Origin of the sequence: Agromyces sp. NPDC058484 (assembly GCF_042720415.1) — a bacterium.
Taxonomy (GTDB): domain Bacteria; phylum Actinomycetota; class Actinomycetes; order Actinomycetales; family Microbacteriaceae; genus Agromyces.
Window position 1 is genome coordinate 1 of record NZ_JBHXMP010000018.1, and the last position, 12,675, is coordinate 12,675.

13 protein-coding genes and 1 rRNA gene are annotated in these 12,675 nt (G+C 72.5%); 9 read left to right on the forward strand and 5 right to left on the reverse strand.

The window, feature by feature from the left end; genetic code table 11:
• The 4 genes from rrf to pnuC form a co-directional block, all read left to right on the forward strand.
• Positions 1–88: ribosomal RNA gene (gene rrf / locus ACFWN7_RS14165) — 5S ribosomal RNA — on the forward strand; the annotation flags it as partial.
• Positions 89–156: 68 nt separating this feature from the next.
• On the forward strand, positions 157–2,040 hold the full coding sequence (locus ACFWN7_RS14170; protein ID WP_376939469.1) for a thioredoxin domain-containing protein: 1,884 nt from the start codon (positions 157–159) through the stop codon (positions 2,038–2,040).
• A 61-nt stretch (positions 2,041–2,101) separates the two neighbouring features.
• Complete coding sequence (locus ACFWN7_RS14175; protein ID WP_376939470.1) at positions 2,102–2,506, forward strand: DUF3054 domain-containing protein; 405 nt, start codon at positions 2,102–2,104, stop codon at positions 2,504–2,506.
• Entirely contained in the window at positions 2,503–3,186 is a 684-nt protein-coding gene (gene pnuC / locus ACFWN7_RS14180) for a nicotinamide riboside transporter PnuC (RefSeq protein ID WP_376939471.1), read from the forward strand. The genes ACFWN7_RS14175 and pnuC overlap by 4 nt, the downstream gene beginning before the upstream one ends.
• Here pnuC and ACFWN7_RS14185 read toward each other — a convergent pair.
• A complete protein-coding gene (locus ACFWN7_RS14185; RefSeq protein WP_376939472.1) occupies positions 3,137–3,469 on the reverse strand; it encodes a hypothetical protein in 333 nt (110 codons plus the stop codon). The two genes, pnuC and ACFWN7_RS14185, sit on opposite strands and share 50 nt — an antisense overlap.
• Positions 3,470–3,612: 143 nt before the next feature.
• On the opposite strand from ACFWN7_RS14185, the gene ACFWN7_RS14190 reads away from it, so the two are divergent.
• The 4 genes from ACFWN7_RS14190 (at position 3,613) to ACFWN7_RS14205 (ending at position 8,132) form a co-directional block, all read left to right on the forward strand.
• The gene (locus ACFWN7_RS14190) at positions 3,613–5,205 is read left to right on the forward strand and encodes a methyltransferase (RefSeq protein WP_376939473.1); all 1,593 of its coding nucleotides are present in this window, start codon (positions 3,613–3,615) and stop codon (positions 5,203–5,205) included.
• A gap of 95 nt (positions 5,206–5,300) precedes the next feature.
• Positions 5,301–6,233: a DnaJ domain-containing protein gene (locus tag ACFWN7_RS14195; RefSeq protein WP_376939474.1), complete on the forward strand. Its 933-nt coding sequence runs from the start codon at positions 5,301–5,303 to the stop codon at positions 6,231–6,233.
• Positions 6,234–6,260: 27 nt separating this feature from the next.
• Entirely contained in the window at positions 6,261–7,544 is a 1,284-nt protein-coding gene (locus ACFWN7_RS14200) for a M18 family aminopeptidase (protein ID WP_376939475.1), read from the forward strand.
• A 75-nt stretch (positions 7,545–7,619) separates the two neighbouring features.
• Entirely contained in the window at positions 7,620–8,132 is a 513-nt protein-coding gene (locus ACFWN7_RS14205) for a rhodanese-like domain-containing protein (RefSeq protein ID WP_376939476.1), read from the forward strand.
• A 61-nt stretch (positions 8,133–8,193) separates the two neighbouring features.
• Here ACFWN7_RS14205 and ACFWN7_RS14210 read toward each other — a convergent pair whose 3' ends face one another.
• From ACFWN7_RS14210 to ACFWN7_RS14225, 4 genes are all read right to left on the reverse strand, one after another.
• The gene (locus ACFWN7_RS14210; RefSeq protein ID WP_376939477.1) at positions 8,194–9,588 is read right to left on the reverse strand and encodes an L-serine ammonia-lyase; all 1,395 of its coding nucleotides are present in this window, start codon (positions 9,586–9,588) and stop codon (positions 8,194–8,196) included.
• A gap of 86 nt (positions 9,589–9,674) precedes the next feature.
• Positions 9,675–10,166 (reverse strand): CoA-binding protein, encoded by a 492-nt coding sequence (locus ACFWN7_RS14215; protein ID WP_376939562.1) that lies wholly within the window; start codon positions 10,164–10,166, stop codon positions 9,675–9,677.
• Positions 10,167–10,306: 140 nt separating this feature from the next.
• Positions 10,307–11,602 (reverse strand): O-acetylhomoserine aminocarboxypropyltransferase/cysteine synthase family protein, encoded by a 1,296-nt coding sequence (locus ACFWN7_RS14220; RefSeq protein WP_376939478.1) that lies wholly within the window; start codon positions 11,600–11,602, stop codon positions 10,307–10,309.
• Between the two features lie 58 nt (positions 11,603–11,660).
• The gene (locus tag ACFWN7_RS14225; protein ID WP_376939479.1) at positions 11,661–12,221 is read right to left on the reverse strand and encodes a cysteine hydrolase family protein; all 561 of its coding nucleotides are present in this window, start codon (positions 12,219–12,221) and stop codon (positions 11,661–11,663) included.
• Between the two features lie 108 nt (positions 12,222–12,329).
• Between ACFWN7_RS14225 and ACFWN7_RS14230 the strand changes: the two genes are divergently transcribed.
• Positions 12,330–12,626 carry an antibiotic biosynthesis monooxygenase family protein gene (locus tag ACFWN7_RS14230; protein ID WP_376939480.1) on the forward strand — a complete coding sequence of 99 codons (297 nt, stop codon included), beginning with the start codon at positions 12,330–12,332 and terminating at the stop codon, positions 12,624–12,626.
• Positions 12,627–12,675 lie beyond the last annotated feature (49 nt).

The following is a 12,675-nucleotide window of genomic DNA, read 5'->3' on the forward strand; positions in this document are numbered from 1 at the left end:
CGGACACATTCCGAACCCGGAAGCTAAGACTCGCAGCGCCGATGGTACTGCAGGGGCGACCCTGTGGGAGAGTAGGACACCGCCGGACATTCATTCGAAGAGAGCCGCCCAAGGTTGGGCGGCTCTCTTTGGTTAAGCGGGGCCTAGGGTGGACGGATGGGGAACCGCCTCGCCGATGCGCTGAGTCCATATCTGCGCGCGCACGCGGGCAACCCCGTCGACTGGTTCCCATGGGGCGAGGAGGCGTTCGCCGTCGCGCGGGAACGTGACGTGCCCGTGCTCGTGTCCATCGGCTACGCGACGTGCCACTGGTGCCACGTCATGGCGCGCGAGAGCTTCAGCGATCCGGCGATCGCACGGATCCTGAACGACAGGTTCGTCGCGATCAAGGTGGACCGCGAAGAGCATCCCGACGTCGACGCGAGCTATCTCGCCGCGGCATCCGCCTTCACGCGCGAACTCGGCTGGCCGCTGACCGTGTTCGCCACTCCCGGGGGACGCACCTTCTACGCGGGGACGTACTTTCCCCCGCAGCCGGTCAGGGGCATGCCGGCGTTCGTCGAAGTGCTCGCCGCGGTCGACGAAGCATGGCGCGAACGGCGGAACGATCTCGACGAGACCGCGAGCGCCGTCGCCGGCGCACTGGACGCGGCATCCGCCACCGACACCGCCGGGCCGCTGCCCGACCGCGCCCGGCTCGCCACTGTCGTCGCCGCTCTCGCGGCCGACGAGGATCGCGTGCACGGCGGATTCGGGCGCGCCCCGAAGTTCCCGGTCGCACCGGTGCTCGGATTCCTCGCTGCATCCGGAGATCCGGGACGAGAGCTCGCCATGCGCGCGCTCCGACTCATGAGCGCCTCCCCGCTTCGCGACCCGGTCGAGGGCGGATTCTTCCGCTATGCGACCCGCGCCGACTGGAGCGATCCGCACTACGAGCGCATGCTCACCGACAACGCGCTCCTCCTCGGCGTCGCGGCCGAGCTCGCCCGCACCGGCGAACCGCCCGGGTTCCTGGCGCCGATCGCCGACGGCGTGATCGACTTCCTCATCGGGCGGATGCAGCTCGAGCGGGGCGGGTTCGCGAGCGCGCAGGACTCCGAGAGCGTCATCGCCGGTGAGCGGAGCGAGGGCGGGTACTACCGCCTCGACGCCGCCGGCCGCGCCGCGCTCGAGCCGCCCGCCCTGGACGAGAAGGTGCTCACGGGGTGGAACGGACTCGCGATCGGGGCCCTCGCCCGCGCGGGGTTCGTGCTCGGCGATCCGGTCGCGGTCGAAGCGGCCCGGCGAGCCGCCGACTTCCTGCTCGCCGTTCACCGCCTCGACGATGGCACACTCGTGCGCGCGTCGCTGGACGGCGAGGTGTCGAGCGCGGCGGCGACGCTCGAGGACTCGGGCATGCTGGCCGTCGGGTTGCTCGAACTGGCCGCGGCGAGCGGCGAGGTGTCGTACGCGGTCGCCGCGCGGTCGCTCATCGACGCGGCGTCGACGGCGGCCGCAGGTGATGCCGTCGTGCCGTTCGCGGCTCCGGCGGGCGCCGACCCGGTGCTGGCGGCGCGAGGCCTGGCGATGCGCCCCGACCCCGCGGAGGGCGCGACCCAGTCGGGAATGACGGCCTGCGCGGATGCCTCGTGGCGCCTCTTCGCGCTCGGCGCGGGGGCTCGGTACCGAGCGCTCGCCGAGCGCACGATGGAGTCCGTCGCGGGCATCGCCACCCTGCGCCCACTCGCCTTCGGCGGGGCGCTCGAGCTCATGGCGCGGCTCGACGCGCCGCTCGTTCAGCTCGTCACCGTGCTGCCCGATGGGCGCGAGGCCGACCCGGCGCACGACGACCTGCTCGCCGCGACGCGTCGGCATGCGGCATCCGTGGCGACCATCGTGACCGAGCGGCAGGCCCGCGACTTCGCGGCGGCGGGATTCGAGCTCTTCGAGGCCCGCGTCGCACAGTCGGACACCCCGACGGCATACCGGTGCCGATCCTTCGTGTGCGCGCTGCCTGTGCACGGCGCCCGCGAGCTCGAGGGGCTCGCCGAGGGGACGTGACACCGCCGGGTCGTCGCCGCGGGGACGGGGCGACCGCCGTGCCGTTCCGTACGATGGTCGCATGACCGATCGCGGGCGCAACTGGAAGACCGTCGTCGGCGCCCTCCTACTCGATGCGGTGCTCGTGGTCGCCTTCGCGGTCATCGGGCGCCGCAGTCACGCCGAGGGGCTCGACCCGGCCGGCGTGCTGGGAACGGCGTGGCCGTTCCTCGCCGGCCTCGGCGTCGGCTGGCTCGCGACGCGGGCCTGGCGGCATCCGCTCGCCGTGTGGCCGACCGGCGTGGTGATGTGGGCGAGCAGCGTGGTCGTGGGCATGCTGCTGCGCCTCGTGAGCGGGCAGGGCACCGCCGTGGCCTTCGTCATCGTCGCGGCAGTGACGCTCGCGATCCTCCTCATCGGGTGGCGCGGCGTCGCGTGGCTCATCATGCGGCGGAGCCGCGCGCGCGTCGAGGCGCGCGCCCCATGAACCCCGTCGAGTGGCTCTTCGATGCCGAGCTCGTGATCGGCGACCAGGTGATCCTCTGGCGCGAGATCGTCGGCAACGCCTTCGGCCTCGCGAGCGCGGTCGGCGGCATGCGCCGGAAGGTGTGGGCGTGGCCCGTCGGCATCGTGGGCAACGCGCTGCTGTTCACCGTGTTCCTCGGCGCGGTGTTCGGCACCCCGAACCCGGTCAACCTGCTCGGTCAGGCGGGCCGGCAGCTCATGTTCATCGCCGTCTCGATCTACGGCTGGGTGCGATGGTCGCAGCACCGGCACGTGAGCGAGACGGCCGTCGAGCCGCGGTGGGCGAGCGCCAGGGCGCGGATCCTCCTCGGCGTCGCCCTCGTCGGCGGCACCCTCGTGCTCACGCCGGTCTTCCGCTCGCTCGGCTCGTTCGAGCCGGTCTGGGCCGATGCGTGGATCTTCATGGGATCCCTGCTCGCGACGTGGGGCATGGCGAAGGGGTGGACCGAGTTCTGGCTCATCTGGGTCGCCGTCGACATCGTCGGCGTGCCGTTGCTCATCAGCGCGGGCTACTACGCGTCCGCGATGCTGTACGTCTTCTACGGGGCGTTCACGATCTTCGGGTTCATCACCTGGGTGCGCGTGCAGCGCCTCACCAGGGAGACGGAACCCGGTCGAGCACCGACCACACCGCGACACTGAGGTCGGGATGGTCGAGTGCGATCTCGCGCAACAGGTCGTACTCGAAGCGGGCGGCGTCGCCGTCGCGCGCCGTCGGATGATAGGCCCGCGCGCGAGCCGGGCTCCAGCGATCGGAGTGCAGACGTTCTTCACGCAGTGTGGCGACGACCTGCTCGTCGACCGAGGGCAGGTCGGGCAGGAACACCCATGGATCTTCGCCGAGACGGCAGCGCAACTCGATGAGCGCGGCGAGCTCGTCGCGTGCGTCTTGTCGCAGGCGCTCGAGCGCGGTTGCGTCAGTCAACTGCGACCTCCCCTCGCTTTCCTCGATCGTAGCCAACGCTACGCGCACCCTGCGACGCAAGGCTCGCATGCCGACATGTCGCCCGGATGACGGCGGGGTGACGTTCGTGTGCCGAGCCCTGAGTCGTGCAGTTGAATGGTGCGGTGAGCACCGAACCCGCACGATCGCCCGCCGGCCCCCGAGCCTCCGAACTGCTCGGGCTGCTCCGGGCCGATCTCGAGGCGGCCGGGTTCACGGTCGACGCGCTCGAGGCGCTCTGGGGGGCGGATGCCGCGTCCGCGCTGCATCGCGGCGAACGCGTGCCGGCGCGCCGCGTGCTCGACGCCCGCCGACGCGGGCACGTGGCATCCGCAGGTCTCGCGACGCTCGCGGAGCTCTTCGTGCTCGGCCTGCCCGTGCCCCGCGAGGAGGCCGCGCACGCGCTTCGGCGGCTGGGCGTCGACGGTGCAGCCGAGCTCGGGCTCCTGGGGCCCGCCGCCGCGGGCGAGCGCGCCGCCGCGGCATCCGTGCGCGCCCTGCTCGACCTGCGCCCGTACGGCTTCGCCGACGCGCGAGGCGAGGGTCATTGGTGGATCGTCTCCGATCTCGGCGAGCTCGCACTGGGTCATGCGCTCGGCGAGCAGCACGTGCTCGGGGTCGGCGGTGCGTCGATGACGCTGTCGGGGCTCATGCTGCCGACGCCGGCGGCGCGCGTGCTCGACCTCGGCACGGGTTGCGGCATCCAGGCGATGCACGCGTCGCGGTTCGCCCGAGAGGTGGTCGCAACCGACATCTCGGAGCGGGCGCTCGCGATCGCCCGGCTGAACGTCGGGCTCAACGACATCGAGGGCGTCGAGTTCCGCCTCGGGAGCCTCTTCGAGCCGGTCGCGGGCGAGCGCTTCGACCGCATCGTGTCGAATCCGCCGTTCGTGATCACCCCGCGCGCGTCGGATGTGCCCGAGTACGAGTACCGTGACGGCGGCCTCGTCGGCGACGCGGTCGTCGAGGCGGTGATGCGCGGCGCAGCGGCGCACCTCGAACCCGGCGGCGTCGCCCAGCTGCTCGGCAACTGGGAATACCGCGAGGGCGGCGACGGGCTCGACCGCGTGCGCGCGTGGGCCGGGCCGCTCGAGCACTGGATCATCGAGCGCGAGGTGCAGCGCGTCACCGAGTACGCCGAGACGTGGATCCGCGACGGCGGCACCCGCTCGGGCACCGCCGAGTTCGACCGTCTCTACGACGCATGGCTCGACGACTTCGAGCGTCGCGGTGTGCGCGAGATCGGGTTCGGCTACGTGCTGTTGCGCCGGACCGCGTCGGAGCTCGCGGCGGTTGCGCCGCGCCTCGCGCGCGTCGAGCGGCTGCACGGCCCGCTCGGCACCGACGCCGACGGACTCGGCGACCATCTGGCGGCGTGCCTCGCCGCGCACGACCGGCAGGCCGGATGGAGCGACGCCGAACTCGCGGCGGCACGACTCGCGGTCGCCGGCGACGTGACCGAGGAGCGGCACTACTGGCCCGGCGCCGAGCATCCCACCGAGATGCTGCTGCGCCAAGGCGGTGGATTCGGACGGGCGATCCGCCTCGACACTGGGCTCGCGGCGCTCGTCGGCGCCTGCGACGGCGAGCTCTTGATCGGCGCCATCGTCGCCGCGCTCGCTGAGCTCCTGGACGTCGACGAGGTCGCGCTCACAGCCGACCTCCTGCCCGCCGTGCGCACCCTCATCGACGACGGGATGCTGCGCCCCGTCGGGTGAACGGCGGCACGAGGCACCCGGAGCGCCACGACCCGGACTCGGCGGCCACCGAGGCGGCCGGGGTAGTCTCGTGGTCGCACATCGAAAGCGAGCCCATGCCCGACAGTCCGCTCTCCGACTCTCCGTACGAGGTGCTCGGCGTTTCCTCCGACGCGGACGCCGCAGCGCTGCGACTCGCGTACCGCCGAGCCCTCCGCACCGCCCACCCCGACACCGGCGGCGACCCCGCGCGCTTCCATGCGGTCCAGCGCGCGTGGCTGCTCGTCGGCACGCCCGAGGCGCGGGCGGCGTTCGACCGCGGCATCCGTGGCAGCGTGCCGGCCCCGACCCGAGAGGCGTGGGCCCCCGCCGCGCCACGGCCGCGCCGCGACTCGCGTCCGCTCGCCCGCTCGTACGGGCACCCGGGCGGGCTCTCCCGTGAGCGGTACCTCGACCGCATCCGCGAGTGGGCCGGTCGCGGCGTCACCTTGGCCGACCCGTACGACCCGGCGCTCGTGCGCCGCGCGCCGCGCGACATCCGCCACATCCTCGCCGACGCGCTCGCCGAGGAGGCGACCGCTCGCGCACTCGCCACCCTCGGCATCGCCTATACCGTGTGGCACGACCTGGCGACGGATGCCGCAGGCCCCGGCCTGCCGCCGAAGCTCGACCACCTCGTGCTCGGGCCGACGGGCCTGTTCGCGATCCAGTCGGAGGACTGGGGCGGCCCCGTGGCGTTGAAGCGCGGCGAGCTCGTGGGGGAGGCGCTCGGCGGCGAACGCCCGTTCCGCGCGCTCGCGGCCCGCGCGAAGGCCATCGGGCGGGCGGCCCGTGTGAAGCCGACCGCACTGGTGATCGTGGTGCCCGACGAGTACGCGGCGGAGCCGCTCGAGGTCGGGGGCAGCATCCGCGGCGCCGTGGTCGCCCTCGTGCGCAGCTCCCGGCTCGCCAGCGCGGTGCGCGAGGGGCTGCCCGGCTCGGCCCACCTCGGCGGCACCGAGGTGATGGAGGTGAGGTCGCGCCTGCAGGCGGTCGTGCGGTTCGCGTAGCCCGGCATCCGGGTGTTGGATGGGAGGATGCCTGCCCTCGACCGTGACGCCTACGTCGCCGACTTCGCCGACTTCATCCGCGCCTCGCCCTCCTCGTACCACGCGGCCGCCGCGGTCGCGGCGCGACTCGAGGAGGCCGGATTCGAGCGCCTCGACGAGCGCGACGAGTGGCCGACCGGTGCGGGCCGGCGCGTCGTCGTGCGGGACGGGGCGGTCATCGCCTGGGTGCAGCCCGATTCCGCGACGGCGGCCACCCCGTTCCGCATCCTCGGTGCGCACACCGACTCGCCGTCCTTCAAGCTGAAGCCCGGGCGGTCGACGAGCGCCGAGGGGCTGTTGCAGGCCGGAGTGGAGGTGTACGGCGGCCCGCTCCTGAACTCGTGGCTCGATCGCGAACTCGAGCTCGCCGGGCGCGTCGTGACCCGAGACGGCATCGAGCACCTCGTGCGCACAGGACCGATGCTCCGGATCCCGCAGCTCGCGATCCACCTCGACCGTGACGTGACCAAGAGCCTCACCCTCGACAAGCAGCGGCACCTGCAGCCCATCTGGGGCACGGCGGCGGATGCCCCGGCCGCCGACCTGCTCGCGCGTGTCGCCGAACTCGCGGGCCTCGCCGACCCCGCGGAGATCGACGGACACGACCTGCTGCTCGCCGACACCCAGCCGCCGGCGCGGTTCGGCGAGCGCGACGCGTTCTTCGCCGCGGGCCGCATGGACAACCTCACGTCGGTGTACGCGGGACTCGTCGCACTGCTCGCCGCACCCGACGACGCGCCGCACGTGAGCGCGCTCGCGGCCTTCGACCACGAGGAGATCGGCTCGGGGTCGCGCTCGGGAGCGAGCGGCCCGTTCCTCGAGGACGTCCTCGCGAGGGTCTCCGCCGGGCTCGACGCCGACGCCACCGCTCGTCGCCGCGCCGTCGCGGACTCCTGGCTGGTGTCGTCCGACACCGGTCACGCCGCGCACCCGAACTACCCCGAGCGCCACGACCCCGCGAACCGGCCGGTGCTCGGCGGCGGCCCGCTCCTGAAGCTGAACGCGAACCAGCGCTACGCGAGCGACGCGGTGGGGTCGGCACTGTGGGCGCGCAGCTGCGGGCAGGCAGGCGTCGCCGTGCAGCCGTTCGTGTCGAACAACGCCGTCCCGTGCGGAACGACCATCGGCCCGCTCTCGGCGACGCGCCTCGGCATCCGCACGGTCGACGTCGGCACGCCGCTGCTCTCGATGCACTCGGCGCGCGAGCTCGCCCATGTCGACGACCTCGTCGCGCTCGCCTCGGCGGTCACGGCGTTCTTCGCCCCGGAGTGACGTCTGGCCGGATGTCGCGGCACGACGGCGGGAAATCCCGGGCGCCCGCGATCGCAGCGGTGCGAGGGTGATGGCATGAACGAGACACCGACGCCTGCGGCATCCGCCCTCTTCGAGCACGTCGCAGCGCCGGCGGAGGCCGCCGCGCACTTCCGCGGTCGTCTCGCCGTCGAGTCTGACGTGTCGGATGTCGCCGCCGCCCTCGCCGGCCCCGAGCCCGGCTTCGTGCTCGTCGACACGCGCAGCGACGCGGCGTGGGCGCAGGGGCGCGTGCCGGGAGCGATCCACCTGCCCGGGCGGCGCATCGCGGCTGAGGCCGCGGAGCGGATCCCGGCGGGCACGCCGGTCGTCGTGTACTGCTGGGGTCCCGGATGCAACGGCGCCACGCGCGCGGCCCTCGAGTTCGCGCTCCTCGGCCACCCCGTGAAGGAGATGCTCGGCGGATTCGAGTACTGGGTACGCGAGGGCTTCGTCTACGAGACGGCCGAGGGGCTCGCGCAGTCGCCGGCCGACGCGCTCACGAACGTCGCGCCGGCCGGCCTCGCCGGCGGGCCGGTCGTGGACCCGGGCATCGCCTGCGCCTGCTGAAATCGGCTCCGGGGCCGGGCGGGCGGCTCGGGCGGCGCCGCGGCCCGGGTGCCGGTGCCGCTCAGCACTCGATGACGTTGACCGCGAGGCCGCCCTCGCTCGTCTCCTTGTACTTCGTCATCATGTCGATGCCGGTCTGGCGCATCGTCTCGATCACGGTGTCGAGCGAGACGAGGTGCGTGCCGTCGCCGTGCAGGGCGAGCCGTGCGGCCGAGACCGCGGTCGACGACGCGATCGCGTTGCGCTCGATGCACGGCACCTGCACGAGCCCGGCGACCGGGTCGCAGGTGAGGCCGAGATGGTGCTCCATCGCGATCTCGGCGGCGTTCTCGATCTGGCGCGGCGTGCCGCCGATCACCGCGCAGAGCGCTCCGGCGGCCATCGCGCACGCCGACCCGACCTCGGCCTGGCACCCGCCCTCGGCACCAGAGATCGACGCGTTCTTCTTCACGAGGCTCGCGATCGCCGCGGCGGTGAGCAGGTAACTGCGGATGCCCGCGGCATCCGCCCCCGGAACGAACCGCAGGTAGTAGTGGCCCACCGCCGGGATGATGCCCGCGGCTCCGTTGGTCGGCGCCGTGACGACGCGACCGCCCGAGGCGTTCTCCTCGTTGACGGCCAGCGCGAACGCGTGCAACCACTCGGTGGAGGTGTCGCGGCCGGACGCCCCCGTGTGCGCCGCCTCGTCGCGGTCGTGCTCCTCGAGGCGGCGGCGCACCTCGGGCGCGCGGCGCCTCACGCCGAGCCCGCCCGGGAGCGTTCCCTCGGTCGCGAGACCGTGCGCGACGCACTCCGCCATCGCCGCCCAGATGGCGTCGAGTCCGGCGTCGATGCCCGCCTCGCCGTGCACCGCGACCTCGTTCTGGCGCGAGACGTCGCAGAGCGAGACGCCGTGCTCGTCGCAGAGCGCGAGCAGTTCGTCGGCGGTGTCGTAGGGGAGCGGATGCCGCAGCGCCTCGGCCTCCTGCGGCGCGTCGCCGTCGCGGCGGACGAACCCGCCGCCCACGGAGTAGTAGGTCTCCTCGGCGATGGGAAGCGCGTCGCCCTCGCCCCATGCCTGGAGGGTGAGCGCGTTCGGGTGGCCGGGAAGCCGCGTGCGCGGCTCGAGGCTGAGGTCGGCCTGCGTCATCGTGATCGGATGCCGGCCGGCGACCCTCACCTCGTCGCCCTCGGCGCCGAGCCGGGTCCACGCCCCGCGCACCGCATCGGGGTCGCAGTCGTCGGGCTTCAGGCCGGCGAGCCCCGCGATGACCGCGTCGGGCGTGCCGTGCCCGAGCCCGGTCGCGCCGAGCGACCCGTACAGCGAGCACGTGATGCGGGTGACGCGTTCGAGCACGCCGTCGTCAACGAGTCGCTCCGCGAACGCACGAGCCGCCCGCATCGGGCCGACGGTGTGCGAACTCGACGGGCCGATCCCGATCGAGAAGAGATCGAGGGCTGAGACGAACGCTGTCACACCCCAAGGCTACGCGTCGGCTCGCGCACGCATCCGGCGTCACGTCGCAGGATCGTGCGCCGGACCGGGCTGAGACGCCCGGAAGCTCAGCGCACCGTCTTGCGCGCCGTGATCTGGCCCGTGTCGAAGCCGAGCAGGTGCAGTCCGCCGTGGAACCGGGCGTGTTCGACCTTGATGCACCGGTCCATGACGACGGTGAGGCCCTGCTCCTCGCCGTAGTACGCGGCATCCTGGTTCCAGATGCCGAGCTGCACCCAGATCGTGGTCGCGCCGGATGCGACGACCTCGTCGACGACCTGCGGGATGTCGCTCCCCTTGCGGAACACCACGACGATGTCTGGCACCTCGGGCAGGTCGGTGAGGCTCGCGTACGCGGGCTCGCCGAGGATCTCGGACGCGTTCGGGTTCACGAAGTAGAGGCGGTAGTCGCTCGACTGCTGCAGGTAGGTGCCCACGAAGTAGCTCGAGCGCGCCGTGTTCGGCGAGGCGCCGACGATCGCGACCGACTTCGCGGCGTTCAGGATGCGCAGGCGCTGCTTCGCATCGGGGCCCGTCCACGTGCGCTGCGACTTCAGCAGCTTCGCGAGCGGCGAGCTCGCCGGCAGCTCGCACGAGAGGCCGTTGACGAGGCGCACGGTCTCGAGGTCGACGGATGCCGCGGCATCCGTCGTGGCCGCGACATCCGTCGCGGCATCCGCCGTGGCATCCGTCACCGTGCTCATCGTGCTCCTCCAGTCGCGGCCGTCAAGGCCTGGTCGAGATCGTCGATGATGTCTTCAACGTCTTCGATGCCCACGCTGATCCGCACGACCCCCGGCAGCACGCCCGCGTCGACGAGCTGCTGCTCGGTGAGCTGCGCGTGCGTGGTCGACGCCGGGTGGATGATCAGGGTCTTCGCGTCGCCGATGTTGGCGAGGTGCGACGCGAGGTTCACGTTCTCGATGAGCGCCTGGCCGACCGCACGGCCGCCCTTCACCTCGAAGCTGAACACCGAGCCGGGCCCCTTCGGCAGGTACTTCAGGGCGCGGTCGTGATGCGGGTGGTTCGGCAGCCCGGCCCACCACACGTGCTCGACGCGGGGATCGGCCTCGAGCCACTCGGCGACCGCACGCGCGTTGTCGACGTGCGCCTGGATACGGTACGGCAGTGTCTCGACGCCCTGCGCGAGGAGGAACGCGGAGTGCGGCGCGAGCGCGGGGCCGATGTCGCGCAGCTGCTCGGCGCGCAGGCGCGTGAGGAACGCGTACTCGCCGAAGTTGCCCGACCACTGCAGGCCCCCGTAGCTCGGCACGGGCTGCCCGAAGAGCGGGAACGTGTCGGTGTGCCAGTCGAAGCGGCCCGACTCGACGACCACGCCGCCGAGGGTCGTGCCGTGTCCGCCCAGGAACTTCGTCGCCGAGTGCGTCACGATGTCGGCGCCCCACTCGATCGGGCGGTTGAGATAGGGCGTCGGGATCGTCGAGTCGACGATGAAGGGGATGCCGTGGGCGCGCGCGACGTCCGCGAGCCCCTCGAGGTCGGCGATCTCGCCCGAGGGGTTCGCGATCGTCTCCACGAAGACCGCCTTCGTCTTGTCGGTGATGGCGGCGGCGTAGTCGGCGGGGTCGGCCGAGCGCACGAACGTGGTCTCGATGCCGAAGCGGCGGAGCGTGACATCCAGCTGGGTGATCGAACCGCCGTAGAGGTTCGCCGACGCGACGATGTGGTCGCCCGATCCGGCGAGGCTCGCGAAGGTGATGTACTGGGCGCTCAGCCCGCTCGCCGTGGCGACCGCACCGAGTCCGCCCTCGAGGCTCGCGACGCGCTCCTCGAAGCTCGCGACCGTGGGGTTCGCCAGGCGCGAGTAGATGTTGCCGTACTTCTGCAGGGCGAATCGGGCCGCGGCATCCGCCGTGTCGTCGAAGACGAACGCGGTCGACTGGTAGATCGGGAGCGCACGGGCGCCCGTCACCGGGTCGGGGATGTTGCCCGCGTGGATGGCGCGGGTCTTGAAGCCGAATTCGCGGTCTGCCATGGGGATCACGCTATCGAGCGCCGAGCGGATGTCGCACCGCGGGCGTAACCCGAGGCAATCAGTCGCCGAGCACGTCGTCGGTCGTCGCGACCCGCGCGAAGCCGCCGCCGGCGAGGTTCACGGCGGTCGCCCGCGCGAGCTCCGCGGCGGTGAGGCGCAGGCCGCCCGGGCCCTCGAGGTCGAACGTGTGCGTCGCGTCGAGCGACACAGTGACGTCGTAGCCGAGGTTGCCACCCATGCGCGCCGTGGTCTCGACGCACATGTTCGTCTGGATGCCGCAGATCACGAGCTGACGGATGCCGCGGGCCGCGAGCCACGCGTGCAGGTCGGGCTCCCCGTAGAACGCCGAGTTCACCTGCTTGGTCACGAACAGGTCGTGCGGGGCATCCGCCGCCACGTCTTTCAGGGCGTTTCCCGGCGCGTCGGGTGCGAGCGACGACCCGGGGGAGCGGGAGTCGTGGCGCACGAGCACGATCGGCCGCGAGGCATCCGACCATGCGGTGATCAGGCGCCCGATGTTCGCCTCGGCGTCGGGGTTGTCGCGCTCACCCCATGCCGGGTCGTCGAAGCCCTGCTGCACGTCGATCACGATGAGGGCGGCGGTGTCGTCGAAGTCCATGTCCTCATGATGACTCGCCGTTCGGGCGGGCCCGGTCGCTTCAGCTGCCATTCCCCGGCGATCGCCTGCCACGCGGATGCCGCGACGGCGCGCCGGTACGGTGGGCGGATGATCCTCGAACACGCGATCCTCCCTGTCATGCCCGGCCTCGAGGCCGACTTCGAAGCCGCGTTCGCGGAGGCGAAGGCCATCATCGCCGGCATGCCCGGGTTCATCGACCTGCGGCTGTCGCGGTCGGTCGAGACTCCGAACGAGTATCTGCTGCTCGTGCACTGGGAGAGCGTCGAGGCGCACGCGGTCGGCTTCCGGGGCTCGCCCGAGTACGACCGCTGGCGCGCGCTGCTGCATGGCTTCTACCAGCCGTTCCCCGTCGTCGAGCACTTCGCCGAGGTGCACCGAGCCTGACCATGGCCTCGCGGCATCCGTGGGCCGTGGTGATCAACGTGTAAAGAAT

Excerpts from the sequence above, each read along its gene's own strand:
- ACFWN7_RS14230 (WP_376939480.1), top strand. The coding sequence starts at position 12,330 with ATGATCCTCGAACACGCGATCCTCCCTGTCATGCCCGGCCTCGAGGCC.
- ACFWN7_RS14220 (WP_376939478.1), bottom strand. The coding sequence starts at position 11,602 with ATGGCAGACCGCGAATTCGGCTTCAAGACCCGCGCCATCCACGCGGGC.
- ACFWN7_RS14205 (WP_376939476.1), top strand. The coding sequence starts at position 7,620 with ATGAACGAGACACCGACGCCTGCGGCATCCGCCCTCTTCGAGCACGTC.
- ACFWN7_RS14225 (WP_376939479.1), bottom strand. The coding sequence starts at position 12,221 with ATGGACTTCGACGACACCGCCGCCCTCATCGTGATCGACGTGCAGCAG.
- ACFWN7_RS14170 (WP_376939469.1), top strand. The coding sequence starts at position 157 with ATGGGGAACCGCCTCGCCGATGCGCTGAGTCCATATCTGCGCGCGCAC.
- pnuC (WP_376939471.1), top strand. The coding sequence starts at position 2,503 with ATGAACCCCGTCGAGTGGCTCTTCGATGCCGAGCTCGTGATCGGCGAC.
- ACFWN7_RS14200 (WP_376939475.1), top strand. The coding sequence starts at position 6,261 with ATGCCTGCCCTCGACCGTGACGCCTACGTCGCCGACTTCGCCGACTTC.
- ACFWN7_RS14175 (WP_376939470.1), top strand. The coding sequence starts at position 2,102 with ATGACCGATCGCGGGCGCAACTGGAAGACCGTCGTCGGCGCCCTCCTA.
- ACFWN7_RS14195 (WP_376939474.1), top strand. The coding sequence starts at position 5,301 with ATGCCCGACAGTCCGCTCTCCGACTCTCCGTACGAGGTGCTCGGCGTT.